At 62.0% G+C, this 18,310-nt stretch carries 19 protein-coding genes; 4 read left to right on the forward strand and 15 right to left on the reverse strand.

Annotated elements, in window-relative coordinates; translation table 11 throughout:
• The first annotated feature begins 580 nt into the window (after positions 1 to 580).
• Positions 581 to 1,906 carry an NAD(P)/FAD-dependent oxidoreductase gene (locus P6U24_RS22715; protein ID WP_407154727.1) on the forward strand — a complete coding sequence of 442 codons (1,326 nt, stop codon included), beginning with the start codon at positions 581 to 583 and terminating at the stop codon, positions 1,904 to 1,906.
• 112 nt (positions 1,907 to 2,018) lie between these two features.
• Complete coding sequence (locus P6U24_RS22720) at positions 2,019 to 2,495, forward strand: Lrp/AsnC family transcriptional regulator (protein WP_407154728.1); 477 nt, start codon at positions 2,019 to 2,021, stop codon at positions 2,493 to 2,495.
• A 32-nt stretch (positions 2,496 to 2,527) separates the two neighbouring features.
• On the opposite strand, the gene P6U24_RS22725 is transcribed toward P6U24_RS22720, so the two are convergent.
• Positions 2,528 to 3,904, reverse strand: a complete 1,377-nt coding sequence (locus P6U24_RS22725) for an aspartate aminotransferase family protein (protein ID WP_407154729.1) — start codon at positions 3,902 to 3,904, stop codon at positions 2,528 to 2,530.
• 341 nt (positions 3,905 to 4,245) lie between these two features.
• Between P6U24_RS22725 and P6U24_RS22730 the strand changes: the two genes are divergently transcribed.
• Complete coding sequence (locus P6U24_RS22730; RefSeq protein WP_407154730.1) at positions 4,246 to 4,935, forward strand: haloacid dehalogenase type II; 690 nt, start codon at positions 4,246 to 4,248, stop codon at positions 4,933 to 4,935.
• An 85-nt stretch (positions 4,936 to 5,020) separates the two neighbouring features.
• Here P6U24_RS22730 and P6U24_RS22735 read toward each other — a convergent pair whose 3' ends face one another.
• The 3 genes from P6U24_RS22735 to P6U24_RS22745 all read right to left on the reverse strand — a co-directional run bounded on the left by P6U24_RS22735 (position 5,021) and on the right by P6U24_RS22745 (position 7,985).
• Positions 5,021 to 6,478 (reverse strand): NAD-dependent succinate-semialdehyde dehydrogenase, encoded by a 1,458-nt coding sequence (locus P6U24_RS22735; protein WP_407154731.1) that lies wholly within the window; start codon positions 6,476 to 6,478, stop codon positions 5,021 to 5,023.
• A 212-nt stretch (positions 6,479 to 6,690) separates the two neighbouring features.
• Entirely contained in the window at positions 6,691 to 7,047 is a 357-nt protein-coding gene (locus P6U24_RS22740) for a cupin domain-containing protein (RefSeq protein ID WP_407154732.1), read from the reverse strand.
• A 14-nt stretch (positions 7,048 to 7,061) separates the two neighbouring features.
• Positions 7,062 to 7,985, reverse strand: a complete 924-nt coding sequence (locus tag P6U24_RS22745; RefSeq protein WP_407154733.1) for a 2-hydroxyacid dehydrogenase — start codon at positions 7,983 to 7,985, stop codon at positions 7,062 to 7,064.
• Positions 7,986 to 8,340: 355 nt separating this feature from the next.
• Here P6U24_RS22745 and P6U24_RS22750 point away from each other — a divergent pair, with 355 nt between their 5' ends.
• Entirely contained in the window at positions 8,341 to 9,222 is an 882-nt protein-coding gene (locus P6U24_RS22750; protein ID WP_407154734.1) for a GNAT family N-acetyltransferase, read from the forward strand.
• Between the two features lie 362 nt (positions 9,223 to 9,584).
• On the opposite strand, the gene dhaK is transcribed toward P6U24_RS22750, so the two are convergent.
• The 11 genes from dhaK to P6U24_RS22805 all read right to left on the reverse strand — a co-directional run bounded on the left by dhaK (position 9,585) and on the right by P6U24_RS22805 (position 18,206).
• Complete coding sequence (dhaK, locus tag P6U24_RS22755) at positions 9,585 to 10,568, reverse strand: dihydroxyacetone kinase subunit DhaK (protein WP_407154735.1); 984 nt, start codon at positions 10,566 to 10,568, stop codon at positions 9,585 to 9,587.
• A 35-nt stretch (positions 10,569 to 10,603) separates the two neighbouring features.
• Positions 10,604 to 11,032 (reverse strand): hypothetical protein, encoded by a 429-nt coding sequence (locus P6U24_RS22760; protein WP_407154736.1) that lies wholly within the window; start codon positions 11,030 to 11,032, stop codon positions 10,604 to 10,606.
• Positions 11,019 to 12,638 carry a phosphoenolpyruvate--protein phosphotransferase gene (gene ptsP / locus P6U24_RS22765; RefSeq protein WP_407154737.1) on the reverse strand — a complete coding sequence of 540 codons (1,620 nt, stop codon included), beginning with the start codon at positions 12,636 to 12,638 and terminating at the stop codon, positions 11,019 to 11,021. Before ptsP ends, P6U24_RS22760 begins: the two co-directional genes overlap by 14 nt.
• Position 12,639: 1 nt before the next feature.
• Positions 12,640 to 12,942, reverse strand: a complete 303-nt coding sequence (locus P6U24_RS22770; protein ID WP_407154738.1) for an HPr family phosphocarrier protein — start codon at positions 12,940 to 12,942, stop codon at positions 12,640 to 12,642.
• 31 nt (positions 12,943 to 12,973) lie between these two features.
• Positions 12,974 to 13,366, reverse strand: coding sequence for a dihydroxyacetone kinase phosphoryl donor subunit DhaM (gene dhaM, locus P6U24_RS22775; RefSeq protein ID WP_407154739.1), 393 nt, complete (start codon positions 13,364 to 13,366; stop codon positions 12,974 to 12,976).
• A complete protein-coding gene (gene dhaL / locus P6U24_RS22780; RefSeq protein ID WP_407154740.1) occupies positions 13,363 to 13,986 on the reverse strand; it encodes a dihydroxyacetone kinase subunit DhaL in 624 nt (207 codons plus the stop codon). Before dhaL ends, dhaM begins: the two co-directional genes overlap by 4 nt.
• A 13-nt stretch (positions 13,987 to 13,999) precedes the next feature.
• Positions 14,000 to 15,025 (reverse strand): ABC transporter ATP-binding protein, encoded by a 1,026-nt coding sequence (locus tag P6U24_RS22785; RefSeq protein WP_407154741.1) that lies wholly within the window; start codon positions 15,023 to 15,025, stop codon positions 14,000 to 14,002.
• Entirely contained in the window at positions 15,018 to 16,115 is a 1,098-nt protein-coding gene (locus P6U24_RS22790) for an ABC transporter ATP-binding protein (protein WP_407154742.1), read from the reverse strand. The genes P6U24_RS22785 and P6U24_RS22790 overlap by 8 nt, the downstream gene beginning before the upstream one ends.
• Positions 16,116 to 16,126: 11 nt before the next feature.
• A complete protein-coding gene (locus tag P6U24_RS22795) occupies positions 16,127 to 16,255 on the reverse strand; it encodes a hypothetical protein (RefSeq protein ID WP_407154743.1) in 129 nt (42 codons plus the stop codon).
• Between the two features lie 68 nt (positions 16,256 to 16,323).
• Positions 16,324 to 17,286, reverse strand: coding sequence for a carbohydrate ABC transporter permease (locus tag P6U24_RS22800; RefSeq protein ID WP_407154744.1), 963 nt, complete (start codon positions 17,284 to 17,286; stop codon positions 16,324 to 16,326).
• A complete protein-coding gene (locus tag P6U24_RS22805) occupies positions 17,283 to 18,206 on the reverse strand; it encodes a carbohydrate ABC transporter permease (RefSeq protein WP_407160556.1) in 924 nt (307 codons plus the stop codon). The genes P6U24_RS22800 and P6U24_RS22805 overlap by 4 nt, the downstream gene beginning before the upstream one ends.
• Between the last annotated feature and the right edge of the window lie 104 nt (positions 18,207 to 18,310).

Below are 18,310 nucleotides of genomic sequence, written 5' to 3' on the forward strand. Positions count from 1 at the left end.
CGCATTCTGCCACTGCCCGATCGGAAACTGCGACATGATTCAGCGCTGTGTGCTCGAGAGGCAAAGCCGTCGCTCAGTCCGGATCTTCGGTCGAGAGGCCAACTCGATGAATGAATGGAAGTCCGTGGAGCTACCATCGGCGTCCAACTTGATTGCCTCCGCGAAGGTCTTTTCCTGGACAAGGCTCATCCAGTATTACCTTTCACGCTTCTGCCCCGCTGATCGACATTGACCCGGTATTCACAAGTCTGACTTCTTCAATCACCCCAGTGTCGCCGAAACGTGCCAGATGAACAGCACGAACTTCTGAAAATGGAGTCCGATTTGGCATTTCAGTCTGCGCCGCCAAGCCTCCCGGCGGGCGCGCGGGAGCCGCGCGTGGGCTACGCATGATCGGAGGCGATCCGATTGCGGAGGGTGTGCGCGGTCTCCAGACTCACGAGTCGAGCAAAGTGTTTTCGCAACAATGGCCTGAAACAGAGGCAGCAAACCGCAGGATATTCCGTCCAATCACGAAAGTCGGCGAGGCGCCTGCCGCAATTTCGCGGTTAGGATACGGCAACCACCGGAGTCCCGTGCAATGAGCGCGCCACTCATGAACATCGAGTCCAGTCCATTGCTGCCTAAAGAGGCAGATGTCGTTATCATCGGCGGCGGAGTGGTGGGCGTATTCACGAGTTACTATCTCGCCCGCCGCGGCGTAAAGGTGGCATTGGTCGAAAAGGGCCGTATCGCCGCCGAGCAGTCCAGCCGCAACTGGGGATGGTGCCGGCAACAGAACCGCGATGCGCGCGAGCTGCCGATCGCAACCAAGAGCCTCGATCTCTGGGAGCGCGTTGCCCAGGAGACCGGCGAAGATACCGGCTTCCGTCGCTGCGGCCTTCTGTATTTGTCAAACGACGATAATGAGCTGGCGGGCTGGGCAAAGTGGCGAGACTTTGCCAGGACCGTCGGCGTTACGACGCACATGCTGAGCGCGGAAGAGGCGAGCGAGCGAGGCAAGGCGACCGGCCGCAAGTGGAAAGGCGGCGTCTTCTCTCCAACTGACGGAACGGCAGATCCTTCGAAGGCGGTGCCCGTTGCCGCGCGTGCGATCATGGCGGCGGGTGGCACGGTGCACCAGCAATGCGCGGCTCGGGGCATCGAACTCAGTGCAGGCCGGGTCAACGGAGTGGTGACCGAAGCGGGCACGATCCGGACGAAGACAGTGGTCATGGCGGGAGGCGCGTGGGCTTCTTCATTCTGCAACCAGCTTGGGATTCGTTTCCCGCAGGTCTCCGTGCGCCAGTCCATTCTCGCTGTAGCTCCTGGTGCGGCCGGCCTGCCTGATGCCCTGCATACTACGCTCGTGTCGCTCACACGACGTGGCAACGGCGGTTACACCCTGGCAATCAGTGGGCGCGCGCGCGTCGATCCGACGCCGCAGCAGTTCAGATTCGGCCGCCAATTCCTGCCCATGTTCGCCCGCCGTTGGCGAAGTCTTAGCCCCGGGGCATTTGAGGGCCTGCGGCACGGTCATGAATCGCTGGCGAAATGGCGGCTCGATGAGGTAACCCCGATGGAGCTGAATCGGATGCTCGATCCGCGCCCCGACATGAGGCAGATTCGGCTAACACATCGACGAGCTTGCGAATTGCTGCCGGAGTTCCGGCGCGTCGCCATCTCTAGCGTCTGGGCCGGCTACATCGACAGCACGCCGGATGGCATTCCAGCAATCGGTGAAGTTGAATCGATTCCGGGCTTCATCCTTGCGGCGGGATTCAGTGGCCACGGATTCGGGATTGGTCCCGGCGCGGGCCATATGATCGCCGACATCATTAGCGGTCGTGCACCGATCGTCGACCCGCATCCCTACAGGCCGGAGCGGCTGAGAATGAGCGCCTGGGGCAAGGTCAGCGAGTTCTGAAAGCAGCTCCACGGCCCCGGTGGGAAAGTATGCTGATTGATGCTATCACAGTGCGTATGAGGCTGTTGCCTCAAGATTTCTCGCTCTGGTCGCCCTATCTCACGGCACTGCTATGAAGCTCGATAAGATCGACATCAGAATTCTGTGCGAACTACAGAAGAACGGGCGGATTTCCAACGTCGAGCTCGCAGAATTGATAAACCTTTCCCCGAGCCCATGCCTGATGCGCGTCAAGAGGCTCCAAACCGAGGGCTTCATCACGGGCTATTCCGCCCAGATCGACGTCTCCAAGCTCGGACAGACTCTGACGGTCTTCGCCGAAATCACGCTGAAGAATCATCGGCAGATCGATTTCGCGCGCTTCCTTACCACGATCGAAAAGATCGATTCTGTCGTCGAATGCCATCTCGTTTCGGGCGGGTACGACTATCTCGTCAAGTTCATCACGGCAGGGATCAGCGAATACCAGGCCATGATGGAACGCCTCGTCGAGATGGATATCGGCATCGACAAGTACTTCAGCTTCGTCGTGCTGAAGTCCCCGATCGTGAAATCTCATCTGCCGCTCGAAAGCATATTCAATAGCTGAAGAACAATCCTCCGCTTCCGCAGGCGCGGTGCCTATCCTTTCATCGCCGCGCGGACGTCCCTGTCTTCGAGCGTTTGGTCGAGCGTGGTGCTTGTCCGTTCGATGATGCCGTCGATGTCGCCATCCCTGCAGCAGAGCGCCGGCGCATACCCGATCACGCCCTGCGCAAAAGCGCGGATGACGAGTCCGTTATCCCATGCGCGGTCGAAAATGCGGCGCGCCGCATCGGCTTCCGCCGGCAACGGCGTCTTGCGCTGCTTGTCGGTGACGAGCTCGATCGCGGCCAGCATGCCGCGACCGCGGACATCGCCAACAAGCGGATGATCGGCAAGTGCGCGAAGGCCTTCCATCAGGCGATGCCCCGCCTTCCTGCCGTTTTCCAGCAAGCCATTTTCGTAGAGGTCAAGGCACGCGAGCCCGACGGCTGCACTGACGGGATGTGCGGAATAGGTGTAGCCGTGGCCGACGGCCGTCTGGCCGGCGCCCTCGGCAATAATGTTGTAGACGTGGTCGGACATGAGAACGGCTCCCATCGGCACATAGCCCGACGTCAGCCCTTTTGCTGTCGTCATGAGATCCGGCACGACATTCTCCTCTTCACAGGCGAAGAGCGGACCGGTACGGCCAAACCCGGTGATGACCTCATCGGCAACGAACAGAATATCGTGCTCCTTGCAAACAGCATGCATGGCCTTCAGCCAGGACGGCGGCGGAACGAGGACGCCTCCCGAGCCCTGTATCGGCTCGACATAGAAGGCGGCAACGCGATCTGCGCCGAGTTCGGCGATCTTCGCTCGCAGGGCCGCAACGGAGGCAGCAACGATGGCCTGGGGATAAGGACCGACGGGATTGCGATAAGCATAGTGCGATGGAATTTTGTGCTGCCAGCTGTAAGGCACGCCAAAGCCGGCGTGAAACGCGGGCAGCGCGGTCAAGCCAGACCCTGCCGTCGACGATCCGTGATAGCCATACTCGACCGAAATGAACTGGTCCTTCTGTGGCGTGCCCTTCGCATGATAATAGAACCGAATGAATCGGATCGTGCTGTCGACGGCATCGGAGCCACCTAAGGTAAAGTAAACATGATTCAGATCACCAGGCGCCAGTTCGGCGAGCCTAGCGGCAAGCCGGATGGCCGGCTCGGAGCCCATCCCGAAATAGCCGGTCGCGTAAGGCAGTTCGCGCAGCTGCCTGGTGGCAGCTTCGATGACGCTCTCCTGCCCGTAGCCCGCATTGACACACCAGAGGCCCGCGAAGCCATCGAGCAGTTGGCGTCCCGAGACATCGGTCAGCGTCGCGCCGTTTGCCGATTTCAGCACCCGCACACCCGACGCCTCGTGGCCGCGATAGGATGCGACCGGGTGAATCAGATGCGCGCGGTCGAGCTCAATCAGCGAGTTGCTCAGCAAATTATCCTCCAGATCAACCCAGCGCTCATAGGATCAAAGTGTGCTTAAGCCCTGACGTTTCGGATCCAATGTAGGATATCGCAGACAGAAGTTCCTCCTGAGCATCCCGTGGGGTGAAGGGATTCTGACTAACATTGGCGATCAACGCCGCATCTTGTGCCGATAGCTCGGCGCTGCCGCCCTAGCTCAAAACGCCCTCTGCGCGACTCCTGCCAAAGCTCCCATCTGATACGACACAATCTGCTCCTGACCGCCGCTACAGCGGCGCTTTATCTTGTCGGCTGCCGTTATCATGCTTGTCGTATCCGCAAGCGGTACGTGAGATCGGAAGGATTCGAGACATGGCGACATTCAGACCAAAATACATCACGTTCGACTGCTACGGCACGCTGACGAATTTCGACATGGCCGGCGCGACGAGGAGAGTCTACGGATCGGAGCTTTCGTCCACGGCACTGGCGAGGCTCATCAAGGACTTTTCCGCCTACCGCCTGGACGAGGTTCTCGGCGCCTGGAAGCCGTATTTCGAGGTCGTACACAATGCGCTGGAGCGCGCGTGCAAGCGCAACGGTATCGCGTTTCGGCCGGAGCATGCCGAGCGCATCAATGAAGAGATCCACACATGGGGTCCACATGCCGACGTGCCGGCGGGTCTGGCCAAGGTTGCCAAGGAGATACCGCTGGTCATCCTGTCGAACTCAATGAAGAACCTCATCATGTCGAACGTAGAGAAGCTAGGCGCTCCCTTTCACATGGTCATCACGGCCGAGGAGACCGGCGCCTACAAGCCGCAGATGAAGGGCTTCGAGTATATGCTGGACAAGCTGGGCTGCGGCCCGGAGGATATCACCCACGTCTCCTCCTCGTTCCGCTACGACCTGATGACCGCCTACGACCTGGGGATCAAAAGCAAGGTATGGGTGAACCGCGGTCACGAGCCGCCGAACCCGTTCTACGAGTACACCGAGGTCGATGGCATCGGCGGGCTTGCTGCGGCCGTCGGATTGGAGTCCCTTCGTAAGAGCGCGTGACTGCACGCTGCGTCGGAGTGCGTTGCGACGAAAAAGGGCGGTTCAACCGCCCTTTTTTGCCTCAGCCGATTGGCCGATCGATCTCTCAATCCAGCCCGCCGACATGGAGCGCCTTGATCTCGAGATATTCCTCTATCCCAAGCTGGGATCCCTCGCGTCCGAGGCCCGACTGCTTGACGCCGCCGAACGGCGCAACCTCAGTCGAGATCAGGCCGGTGTTCAAGCCGACCATGCCGAATTCCAGCGCTTCCGCAACACGCCAAGAGCGCCTGAGGTTTTCAGTGTAGAAGTAGGCGGCAAGGCCGAATGGCGTCCCGTTTGCGATCGCAATCGCCTCGTCCTCGGTCTCGAAGCGGAAGAGCGGCGCGACCGGTCCGAACGTCTCTTCTGAAGCGAGCAGCATCTCGGTGTTCGCGTCACCGAGCACGACGGGGCGGGCATATTGCCGACCTTCCGGCATCGCCTCACTCTGAGAGATGATTTTTGCACCCTTGTCCAGCGCGTCCGTGACGTGGCGCTTGATCTTTTCGATTGCCGCGCCATTGATCATCGGCCCGATTGCGACGCCGTCTTCCGTGCCGGGGCCGACCTTCATTTTCGCGACGCGGCTGGCGAGCTTCTCTGCAAAAGTGTCGTAAACGTCTGACTGCACGAGAATGCGATTGCAGCAGACGCAGGTCTGTCCGCCATTACGGAATTTCGACGCAACCGCTCCATCGACCGCAAGGTCGATATCGGCATCATCGAACACGATGAATGGCGCGTTGCCGCCGAGCTCGAGGCTCAATCTCTTGATGTTGTCGGCCGCGCCTCTCATCAGCAAGGAGCCGACGCGAGTGGATCCGGTGAAGGAGATCTTGCGGACCGTTTCATTGGCCATCAGCTCGTTGCCGATCTCCGCCGGCATGCCGGTCACGATATTGATCACGCCCGGCGGAATCCCTGCCCGTTCCGCCAGAACGCCGATTGCGAGTGCCGAAAACGGCGTGAATTCAGAAGGCTTGATCACCACCGTGCAGCCCGCGGCAAGCGCGGGGGCCACCTTGCGCGTAATCATCGCGTTGGGGAAATTCCAGGGCGTGATGATACCGCAGACGCCGACCGGCTCTTTCAGGACCAGAATACGGCGATCAACAGTGGGTGAAGGGATCGTCGATCCATTGATCCGCCGCGCCTCTTCCGCAAACCATTTGACGAAGGAGGCTCCATAGCGGATTTCCCCGAACGATTCAGCGAGCGGCTTGCCCTGCTCCAGCGTCAGCAGCAGCGCCAAATCCAGCTCATGGCGCCGCATCAGCTCATACCAACGCTCCAGCAATGCTGCACGTTCTACATGAGCCTTGGCCTTCCAACGTTTGAAGGCATCGGCCGCGGCGTTGATCGCTGTCCTGGTCTCGTCGCGCCCCATGTCGGGGATCGTGCCAAGGATGCCCTGGCTAGCAGGATCGATGACATTGACAGTCGCTCTTCTACTCGCATCCCGCCAATGACCGCCGATCAGCGCTTGCTGGCGAAGCAGGTCCCTGTCCTTCAATGCGATCATCTACTCTTTCCCTTGGTGTTCGAGTCCCCCCGCCGTCGCTGCCTGGGATTGCGATTGGCGAGACAAAGCGGTCCTGTCTGAGCGATACCGGACCGCGCGCCGCATTTTTCATCGAGAATGAATGGCCTGACGGCGTTGGAGCCGGTCAGATGCCGGCTCGAAAAGTCGATTGTTCTGGCGGCAGCGTGTTGGGAACGCCCCGAGCATCGCGCTCAGTCATAATGGCAGACGTAGATCTTTCGCACGGTCTCGATGGTGCGCCAGACACCGACAAAGCCGGGTTTCATCACAAAGCTGTCGCCGGCGCGGTATGTCTTGGTCTCACCACCCTTTTCCTCGATTTCGATAAGACCCGAAATGATGTGGCAGAACTCGAAGGTGGTGCCCTTGATGGAATGGGTCTCACCGGGCGTCGCTTCCCAGACGCCGGTCAGCACCTTCTCGCCTTTCGAGGCATCCTGCGCCCAGGTCTTGAAGGATGGATTGCCCGAAATGAGCCGTTCCGGAGCGGGCACGGCATTCTTTGGTGCGAAGTCCGGATGGGGGTCGATGGTGATCAGAAGTGACATAGCATCTTTCCTGACTAATAGCCGAGGGTTCGGTCGACAAGGCCGACCAGATCTTTCCCGGCGCGGTGGCGCCGGATGTTTTCAATGACGGATTGGGCCGCCGTAAGCGGTTGCGTCACGGACGCGATATGCGGCGTTATGATCACCTGTGGATGCGACCAAAGCGGATGGCTCTCCGGCAGCGGCTCGGGATCGGTGACGTCGAGCATGGCCGCTGCCAGGCGGCCGCTGTTGAGGGCCTCGACGAGCGCGACTGTGTCCAGCTGCGGACCCCGGCCAACGTGCAGCAGTCTCGCTCCTATCCGCAGCAGCGAGAAGAGCTTTGCGTTCAGAATGCCGCGGGTCTGCTCCGTCAGGGGCAGAAGACAGACGAGAATATCCGTTCGCTCCAGAAAATTGCCAAGCTGATCTTCGCCATGAAAGCAGGTGACACCCTCGACCGCTTTTTTGCTGCGGCTCCACGCGGCAAGGGGAAACTGAAACGGCCTCAGGCGATCGATTGCGGCTCGCGCCAGCATGCCAAGGCCAAGGAAGCCAACCCGCCGATCGGCCGCCTGGGAGGCCGCAAGAGCTTGCCAGAGGCCTCTTCTCTGCTGCTCCCGATATGCAAGCATCTCGCGATGGAGCGTCAGCACGCCAAGGACGATGTATTCCTGCATCATGCGTATGATGCCGTCCTCGATCATGCGCACGAGCTTCACGTGGCTAGGCACGGTGTCCGGCTTGAACTGATCAACCCCCGCACCGATGGAAAACAGCACTTCCAGATTGCGAAAACGCGAGAGATCGCCCGGCACGTTCCAAGTCAGCAAGTATCTTACTTTGTCCGGGTCGACGCCTTCGCTGGAGAGGTGGAATTCGAGATCCGGGAGCTCGCGCGCAAAGACCTGCCGGAAAATTGCCCCGCGCGCGGCATCAGAATTGAAAAGGAACGCCACCGACGTAGTCCTTCCATGTCCTCGCCCCGGATTACTGAGCACTGAGCCCCCTCGGCATTCCGGCAACCATCTGTACCCAACTGACCGTTCGGGGATTTGGCGAACTTTGCGAAGAATTCTTGATCATTCGCCGGGCCACCCGCCGACGCTATTCCCGGGCTTCCAAAGGCTAGCCCCAAGCAGCAGTTTTCGCTGCTGAATCCTATTGCGCTACAGGCGGAACGTTGCGAATACCCACCCCCAAACAGGCGAAACCTGCTGGCCTTCCGCGCTATGCTGCTGCGAACACGGTTGGCCGTACCGCAGCAGACGTTCGCCAAACGGTGTGCCGCGGGCTTAGAAACGGATGGGTCGAATGGGACGAACGGTACGCGTGAAGTCCTTTGAACTGACCGCGAAGGACATCCACGAAGTTGATGTAAAGCTGCTTCACGCGCTCTCGATCGGGATTGGCTGGCCGCATCGACCCAAGGATTGGGACCTCTTGCGCCGCGCGGGTCAGGGCATCGTGGCCGTTGATGGCATAGGACGCGTCTTCGGCAGCGCCATGTGGTTTCCACATGGCCGGGAATTTGCGACAATTGGTTTGGTGATCACGTCGCCCCGCACCCAAGCACAAGGCACGGGGCGATGGCTGATGGAACAGGTCTTTGAGCGCTGTGCTGGCCGGAATTTGAGCCTGAACTCGACCGATGCGGCGTATCACCTCTATCTTTCGCTCGGCTTCAAGAAGGAAGCGACTGTGTTTCAGTGGCAGGGAGACGTCATGGTGCCTGTCCCCATGCTGCCAGCTCTCGGCGGCGGTGAACTGGGCCCCTCCTCAGCCGACGATCTTGAGAAGGTTGCAGCACTCGATGAGCGTGCGGTCGGAGTCAATCGGAAGAGGCTGCTTGCTCTGCTTGCGGAGAATGCTTCGATCTTCACGCTGAAGCGCCGCGGTGAGATCGTCGGCTACTCAATGAACCGCGAATTTGGTCGTGGTCGCGTAATCGGCCCCATCGTAGCCAGCAATGATTGTGACGCGATCCATCTCGCGGCCGTGCATCTCAAGGATCTCGCCGGACAGTTCGCCCGCGTCGATACGCGAGAGCAGACGGGTCCCTTTGCCGACTTTCTTCAGCAGAGCGGGCTCAGCATGAGCGACACCGTCACCACCATGTCCAAGGGACGGCAATTCCTGAATCGAACAGATGGCGAGCCGTGGGTATACGGGTTGGCCGGCCACGCTCTAAGCTAAAAGCGATGCCTCTGGCGAATGCCGCGCATGAGTGGGTACCGCCGCGGATGCCGTGGGACGCGAGTTCGGCCATGGAAGAACGCTTTCGCTTGGTCGTCCCGGCCGCTGATGGACGTCTGCCGGGATTTCGGCATCCGCCAAATCAGGTGCGCGGAATCGAGCAAAAAGCTTAATCAAATCAGACGACGGCCCGAAGGGTGGTGGGGACGAAAGGTCTGCTGGCGCAGCATCACTTGATGCCGTCCTTGGAGGACACGGCAAGTTTCAGCGAGGGTGAGCCGCAAGCAGCCATGGATGACGAGACCCCAGCCGATCGTCGGCGAGGGCGCGATCTGAAAATCAGCGGCCGACCATCGCGGCGGTTACCATTTCAATGCGGCCGTGCGCACGGGATGATCCCAGAGTGCTGTGGTCTCGCTATCGAGCAGGCTCACGGTGAGCGAGCACCCGGCCATGTCCAGCGAGGTCACGAAGCTGCCGACCATCGAGCGAGCGATGCGCAAACCCCGCCTCTCCAGCATCCGGCGCGCCGCATTGTACATCAGATAGAGCTCGATCATCGGCGTCCCGCCAAATCCGTTAACGAGCAGGAGGGCCTCGGCCCCGTCTCGCGCGTCGAGTTCCTGCACGATGGCCGTGGTCATCTCGTCCGCAATTGCGTCAGCGCGCTCCAGCTTGACGCGTCGACGTCCCGGTTCGCCGTGAATACCAACCCCCATCTCCATCTCGTCCTCGCCAAGCGAGAAGGTCGGCGTGCCCGCCGCCGGGACCGTGCAGCTCGTCAGCGCCACGCCCATCGAGCGGGTCCGCGCATTGACGCGCTGGCCAAGAGCAACGCAGCCGTCAATGTCGAGGCCCCTCTCTGCAGCCGCGCCGACGATCTTCTCGACGATCAGCGTGCCAGCGACGCCGCGGCGCCCGATGCTGTGCGTGGAATTCTCGACCGCGACGTCATCGTCCGTCACGACCGTCGCCGTGCGGCCCTCGGCAATCTCGGCCGCCATCTCGAAGTTCATGCGGTCGCCCGCATAGTTCTTCACGATGAACAGCACGCCGGCCTCACCGGCAACCGCCTGCGCGGCCTCGACGATCTGGTCCGGCGTCGGCGACGTGAAGACCTGGCCGGGACAGGCGGCGTCCAGCATGCCGTAGCCGACGAAGCCCGCATGCAGCGGCTCATGCCCGCTGCCGCCGCCGGAAACGAGCGCGACCTTCTTCGGGTTCGGCTCCCGACGCCGCACGAATTTCCGCTCCGCGCCGAGCGCGACGAGATCGGCGTGCGCGGCCGCGAACCCATCGAGGCTCTCTGCGAGCACGCTATCGACCGAATTGAAGAATTTCTTCATTGTCTCCTCCCGCTTCGTCCCTCTGAAACGCTCGGCTATTTTTCCCGCATGATGGCAACGAGGCGCCGTGCGAATTCCTGGAGTAGCGCATCCAGCTCCGCGTTGCGCTTGGTGCTGCCGAGATCCGGCAAGTGCAGCGTCAAGGTCCGCTCATGCGAGCCTTCGGTCAGCCGACCGATCCTGCGCGGATGCGCGCGCGCATAGGCGCGCAGGAAGGCCGCCTTGGCCGGCGGTGGAAAGTGGCAGACGTCGAAGATCGTGTTGAGATGCTGCACGGGGATCGGCACCGGATAGGCTGGATTGCTGATCTGGCTGACAAAGCTGCGGTTCTTCCCCATGGCGTGGGCGAGGCGAAGCCGCATGCCCGAAGGACGGCTCTCCAGCACCTCCTTGAAGATGCGCTTGTAAACCGCAACAGCGCCGGATTCCGCCGGTTCATCGCTCGCCGTATCAGCCAAAGCCACCTCCGCTGCTCAGCTGATCGATCGTCTGCTTGATCTGCGCGAGCGCCGACGTGTTCACGGATAGTTCGCGCAGGCCACAGTTCAACAGCGCAGACAGGCAGCGCGGGTCACTCGCCATGTCGCCGCACAGACTGACGCTGACGCCGGCGCGCCGTCCGTGCTCCGCAGTCCGCGCAATCAGCTCGAGCACGGCCGGATGCAAGGGATCCATCAAGGGGGCAAGAGCTCCATTGGAACGATCGCAGGCAAGGACATATTGCGCGAGATCGTTCGATCCGATTGAGAAGAAGGCCGCATTGAAGCTGTTGACCGCCAGAGCCGCTGCCGGGACCTCGACCATGATTCCCAGTTCGGGAAGCATCGCGGCAACGCCATTGGCCTGCAAGCGCTGCACGATTTCGGCGAACAGCTTCCGTCCCGCCTCGAGCTCGTCGGCCGAGGTGACCATCGGAAACATAACCTTGAGGTTGCCGCGCACGGCTGCACGCGCCAGCGCGCGGAGCTGGACGGCAAAGATCTCGGGCCGTGCCAGGCAAAGCCGCAAGCCGCGAACGCCGAGAAAGGGATTGGCTTCGCCGTCTATCGTAAATCCCGGCACCGGCTTGTCACCGCCGGCATCGAAGGTGCGAATCGTGACCGGATGCTGCCCGGCCCAACGCAAGACCGCATCATAGGCGGCGAACTGGGTTTCCTCGTCGGGCGGGCCTCCCTGGCCGGTGAGCAGAAATTCGGTGCGCATCAACCCGATGCCGTCGGCATATTGCGCATCGGCGTGGGCAAGATCATCGACATGCTGGATATTGATGAACAGCTTGATCCGCTCGCCGCGCCACAACGCCGTCGGCCGCCTGAGGATCGCGCGGGCAGAAGCCCTGCTCTTGCGATGGATGTCGCGCCTCTTCTCGAACAGGCGGAGTTGCTCTGCACTGGGATCGAGCTCGAGTGTGGCGCCTTCACCGTCGAGCAGCGCGGTGGCACCGATCTCAGGGACGGCGCCGAGCTGCACCACCATGGGAATGCCGCGCGCGCGCGCCAGCATGGCGACATGGCTGGTCGGGCTGCCGCGCAGCAGCGCCAAGCCGCCGCCGCCCGACCAGTCGATCTCCAGAAACCGCGATGGCGGCAGGTCGTCGGCGCAGACCACGGCGCCGCTCGGAATCGTCAGACGCTGGCCGCCACCGCCGCGCAGGATCACCATCACGCGATCGCGCAAATCAGCGAGATCGGAGGAGCGCGCCTTCAGATATTCGTCTTCCGCCGTGTTGTAATCCGCGATCTGCGTTTCGAGCGCCGAACGCCATGCGACATCAGCAGCATCGCCCTCCCCGATCGCGGCGAAGATCGCTTCGATGAAATCCTCATCCTCCAGCAGCGCGACCTGGAATTCGAGTATCTGCGCAGCTTCGCCGCCGGCGATCGCGGCGAGCTCCGCGATCTGCCCGCTAGCCACGTCGATCGCCTTGCGAAGCGCGAGCGCCTCCTCGACCAGCGAACCTGCAACCCGCGCGCCACTGGTGCCGGCGTTGACACGAACGAACGGACCATGGGCGAAGCCGATCGAGGCGGTCCTGCCGCGGTAGGCCAGCGCTGCAGTACCGCCCTGCATCTTACGACACCTCGTCAGGAAAATCGGCTTCGACCAGGTTGACGAGCGCGGCAACCGCAGCTTCGGCATCGCTGCCGGATGCTTTGATCTCGATGTTGCTGCCGTGCGCGGCGCGCATCGCCATGATCTTGGCCACGCTCTTCGCATTGATCCACTCGGCGGCGCCTTCGACCCGGACGGAAATCTGGGCCTGAAACTTCTTGGCAAGCTTGGTCAGCTTGACCGCGGGGCGCGCATGCATGCCCACGACGTGCACCAGCCGCGCATTGCCCGTGAAGATCTGTCCGTCCGCTTTATCCAGCATCGTCATATTCCATCATCGCTTCGCCGACAGTTCAGTCGGCAGAAAGTTCCTCGGCCACGGCCTTCACCTGGGCCAATGTGCTGCCACCGGCCGCCTCGGTCGCCGCCATCACCGCGCCCTCGACGATCGGCGCGTTGCATACGACAACGTGATCGCGCCGCGCAGGCTCCAGCATTTCCACCGCCATCTCGCTGTTGGTTTCGGCGCCGCCGAGATCGACCAGGATCGCGACACCCTTGACGGACCACGCATCATTGATGGCCTCGATGATCGAGGGAACGCTGGTGCCGAGCCCGCCATCGGGATTGCCGCCGCAGAAGGCGACCTTGACCTCGCTGCCGACCATCTGCCGCACCATATCGGCGGTGCCTTTGGCGATATCCCTCGAATGCGAGACGATCACGATTCCGACGGTATCGCTCATTGCCGTCCCTCCAGACTCGCGCAGACCGCCTGCACGAGAACGCAGCTCGAACGTGCGCCGGGATCGATGTGCCCGATGCTGCGCGCTCCAAGGAACGAGGCACGCCCCTTGGTGGCCTGCATCGGCGCGGTTCGCTCGACCGCTTCGGCTGCCGTGGTTCGCACCCGCGCGATCAGATCCGGCTGACCGGCCGCTGTCTTCAGTGTTTGCAGGACCGGAACAAGCACATCGAGCATGGTCTTCTCGCCGGCCTGTGAGCGGCCTCGCGCGCTCACCGCATTCACGCCGCTGCCGAAGACGTCGGCGAGATCCTCGGGCAGCTCCTTGTCGTGAGAGAGCGCTTCGCCGGCCGCCAGAAAGAAGCTGCCATAGAGCGGCCCGGAGGCACCGCCGACCGTCATCACCAGCGTCTTGCCGATCATTTTCAGCGCCTCATCGAGCGGCTGCGCCGAGATCGTATCGAGCTTGCCGAGCACGGCTTCGAAGCCGCGCTTCATGTTGGTTCCGTGATCGCCGTCGCCGATCGCCTGATCCAGACTCGTGAGCTCCGGCGCACTGGCGATGACCTGTTCGGCGGCCACCTTGACCAGCGATTTGAACGTCTCGGCTTGCATCGACATTGGGAAAATCCTCTCAATGAACCTGCGCAGGAATGCATTGCCCTGCCCGATCGAAGCAGAGCGGATGCATCAGGTGCAATTCGACTTCTTCACCGACATGCAGGGGCTGATGCGGGTCCGCAAGAGTCACCAATGTCTCGCCCCTATAGTCCAGATGGACATGATTCTGCTCGCCGAGATGCTCGACCCGGTGCACGCGGCCGACCATGGCGCCGCCATTGCGCGCGCCAATCCGCAAGTGCTCGGTGCGAATGCCGACCATCTCCGTTCCGAGCGGCAGGGCGACCTCGGATAGCAGACGGGCCGGCACAAAATTGATCTGAGGTGTGCCGAGACGCGAGGCGACATAGCTTGAGGACGGCCTTTCGTAAATCTCACGCGGCGTGCCGCACTGAAGAAGCTGGCCGTCCTTGATCACGCCGATCCGGGAGGCCATGGTCATGGCCTCGACCTGGTCGTGGGTCACATAGAGAATGGTGGCCCCAAGCTCGAGCTGGATCCGCTTGAGCTCAAGGCGGAGCTCGGAGCGGAGCTTGGCGTCCAGCGACGACAGGGGCTCGTCCATCAGGTAGATCGAGGGATCGCGCACGAGGGCACGGCCGATCGCGACCCGCTGCATCTCGCCACCGGACAGGCGGGTTGCACGGTTGTTCAGCTTGCTTGCGATATGCAGCAGCTCCGCCGTCTGCTCGACCCGCTTGCGGATGATGGGCTCGGGCATGCGCCGCGCGGGTGAGCGCAGCGGAAAGGCCAGGTTGTCGTAGACCGTCAGGTGCGGGTAGAGCGAATATTGCTGGAAGACGAACGCGATGTCGCGCGATCCGGGCGGGTCGGAGGTTACATCTCGCCCATCGATCATGACCGAACCGGCATCCGGCGTCTCAAGCCCGGTGATCAGCCGCAGCGTCGTGGTCTTTCCGGCGCCGCTCGGCCCGAGCAGCACCAGGAACTCGCCGTCATTCACCGTCAATGACAGCTCGCGCACGGCCTCCACGGCACCGAAGCGCTTGGTGATGCTTCGTAAGGCGACCTCAGCCATGGTGCGCGCTCCCATCGTTGGCGGTCGGTATGGCAAGGCCCGAGCCGAGATCGAACAGGACCACCCTCTCCGAGCGGAATTCGAGACCCACCGTCTCGCCGATCCGCACCGACGCGCTCGACGGCAGCCGCGCGGCAACGCGTCCGTGCGCCGTATCGACGGTGACGATCTGTGTGGTGCCAAGATATTCCGCGCCGAATACCTCGCCGCGGACGGCGGCTCCATCCGCGAAGCGGATATGCTCCGGACGGACCCCGAGCGCCAGCGGCGCTGGCGCGCGATCCTGGCGTATCTCCGGAATCGCGAGGCTCGTGTCATGGAAGACAATGGCCCGATCGCCGGATCTCAGGCCGGCCTCGAAGCGAAGGAAGTTCATGGAGGGCGAACCGATGAAGTCGGCGACGAACATGCTCGCCGGCCGATCATAGATCTCCTGCGGCGAGCCGATCTGCTCGACGTGCCCCCTGTTCATGACGGCAATCTGATCGGCCATCGACATCGCCTCGAGTTGGTCATGCGTCACGTAGACCGTGGTCGCGCCGATGCGGTCGTGCAGGTCGCGGAGCTCGCCGCACATAAGATGGCGAAACTCAGCATCGAGCGCACCGAGCGGCTCGTCCATCAGAAAGGCTTTTGGCCGCCTCACCATGGCGCGCCCAAGCGCAACGCGCTGCCGGTCGCCGCCTGAAAGCTTGGAGGTCTTGCTCGACAGCAGGTGCTCGATCCTGAGCAGCCGCGCGGTCTCCTGCACCCGCCCGGAAATCTCACGCTTCGGCATGCCCTGGCATTTCAGGGGAAACGCGATGTTGTCCGCGACATTCATATGCGGATAGAGCGCGAACAGCTGGAAGACGAAGGCGATGTCGCGGGCGGCAGCACGGCGGAACGTCACGTCCTCACCATCGAGCAGGATCTTGCCCTCGGTCGGCAGCTCGAGGCCCGCGATCATGCGCAGCGTGGTGGTCTTGCCGCAGCCGGAGGGGCCGAGCATTGCAAAGAAGGAGCCGTCGCCGATTGTGAAGGTCGAGCCGTGCACGGCAGTAAACTGATCGAACGACTTGCGCAGATTTTCGACGCGGATTTGTGCCATGTTGACCGTTCCTATTCCGGAAAATGGCTGACGACGACGTAGCCAACCGTGCCGGCGAGGATCGTGACGAAGGAATAGCTGTAGAGATCGACCGACAATGGCTGCACCAGCATGATGATGCCACCTCCGATCAAGGTCATTGTGATCGCCTCCCAGGGTCCGCGACGGAACCAGCGGGACACTCCACCTTTGGCAACCGCAGAGCCGGTCATTTGCGCACAGCTCCGAAGGTGATGCCGCGGAGCAGATGCTTACGCAGCAATACGGTGAACAGGACGATCGGGACGACGAACAGTGTGGTCGCGGCAGCAACAGCCGGCCAATCCTGCCCGCCTTCGCCGATGATGAAGGGAATGAAGGGCGGCATGGTCTGTGCCTCGCCGCTCGTCAGGAGGACCGCGAAGGCGTATTCGTTCCACGAGAAGATCAGGCAGAAGATCGCAGTGGCCGCAATTCCCGTGACCGCCTGCGGCAACACCACCTTGCGCAGCGCCTGCAGCCGCGTGTAGCCGTCGACCAGCGCAGCCTCCTCGTATTCGCGCGGAATCTCGTCGATGAAGCCCTTGAGCAGCCACACCGCGAGCGAGACGTTCACGGCGGTGTAGAGCAGGATCATGCCGAGCCTGGTGTCTGTCAGATTGAGCTGCCGGTACATCAGATAAATCGGGATCGCGACGGCGACCGGCGGCATCATCCGCGTCGACAGGATGAAGAATAGGAGATCATCGGCGAGCGGAATGCGGAAGCGCGAGAAGGCGTAGGCTGCGAGCGTGCCGAGAAAAACGGCGAGGAACGTCGAGCCGAACCCGATAATTAGCGAGTTGACGAAGCGCGGCACGACCTTCGATGGTCCGGCGATCACCATGTCGCGCTGCCGCACCAGCTTGTCATACCAGGTCTCCGGCGGCGGCAGCTTGGCGATGAAATCCGGCGTCTGGCGGGTGCGCACGGTGAACAGGTTGACGTAGCCTTCCAGCGTCGGCTCGAAGATCACCTTGGGTGGATAGGCGATCGCATCGCTCTGCGACTTGAACGCGGTCGCGACGATCCAGAGCAGCGGCAGGATCGTGATCACGGCGTAAAGGATGACGAGACCGCTGGCCACGGCCTTCGAACGGGGCGATGCCTCGACGACGGAGTGCGCAGTGGACTTGGCGAGAACGGCGGTCATCGTTGCTTCACCTTGTTGAGCGCTTTGACATAGATGTTGGCGGCACCGAACACGGTCACGAACAGGATGATCGCGAGCGCCGAGGAATAGCCGGTGCGCCATTTCTCGAATGCCGCGCGTTTCAGCGTGATCGACACCAGCTCGGTGGTCGATCCCGGTCCTCCGGAGGTCAGGAGGTTGACCATGTCGAACATCTTGAAATTCTCGATGGCGCGGAACAGCACCGCCAGCATCAGGAACGGGACCGCCATCGGCAGCGTGATCGACCAGAATTGCCGCCAGGCCGAGGCGCGATCGATTTCCGCTGCCTCGTAGATGTAGTCGGGAATGGACCGAAGCCCGGCTAGGCAGATCAGCATGACGTAGGGCGCCCACATCCAGGTGTCGACCAGCACGATGGTCCAGGGCGCGAGCGAGACCTGCCCGGTCATGCTGAACGTGCTCGGCGGCACACCCGTGAACAGGCTGATCAGATAGTTGAACGGCCCGATCTGTGGCTGCAGCAGCAGGGTCCAGAAGTTGCCGACCACCGCCGGCGACAGCATCATCGGCAACAGGATGATCGTGGTCCAGAAGCTGTGGCCGCGGAACTGGCGGTTGATCAGAAGCGCAAGGCCAAACCCGATGATGACCTGAAAAGTGACCGACCAGATCACGAACTGCGCGGTGGTCTGCAGCCGGAGCCAGACGTCCTCATCGCCGAGGATGTCGGTGAAATTGTCGAGGCCGACGAACCGCAGCGGCAGATAGGACATGCTGAGATTCAAGCTGGTGAAGGACAGGCGGATCATCCACGCCAGCGGAAAGATGTTGATCGCCAGCAAGAGCGCGATCGTCGGCGCCACGAATAGCCACGCGATGGCCCGGTCCGACAGGCTGCGCACGCGTCGCGCTGTCCGAGACCTCGCGGGCTCGCCCATGCGGGCGACCGTGGCATCATCAGGTTGAGAGATCGTGGTCATCTTGTCCATCGGCTGGCTGGGGCTTTCCCGGGAACATTCCCCCGGGAAAGCCATTTCGGTTC

Origin of the sequence: Bradyrhizobium sp. STM 3557, assembly GCF_045571465.1 — a bacterium.
Classification (GTDB): domain Bacteria; phylum Pseudomonadota; class Alphaproteobacteria; order Rhizobiales; family Xanthobacteraceae; genus Bradyrhizobium.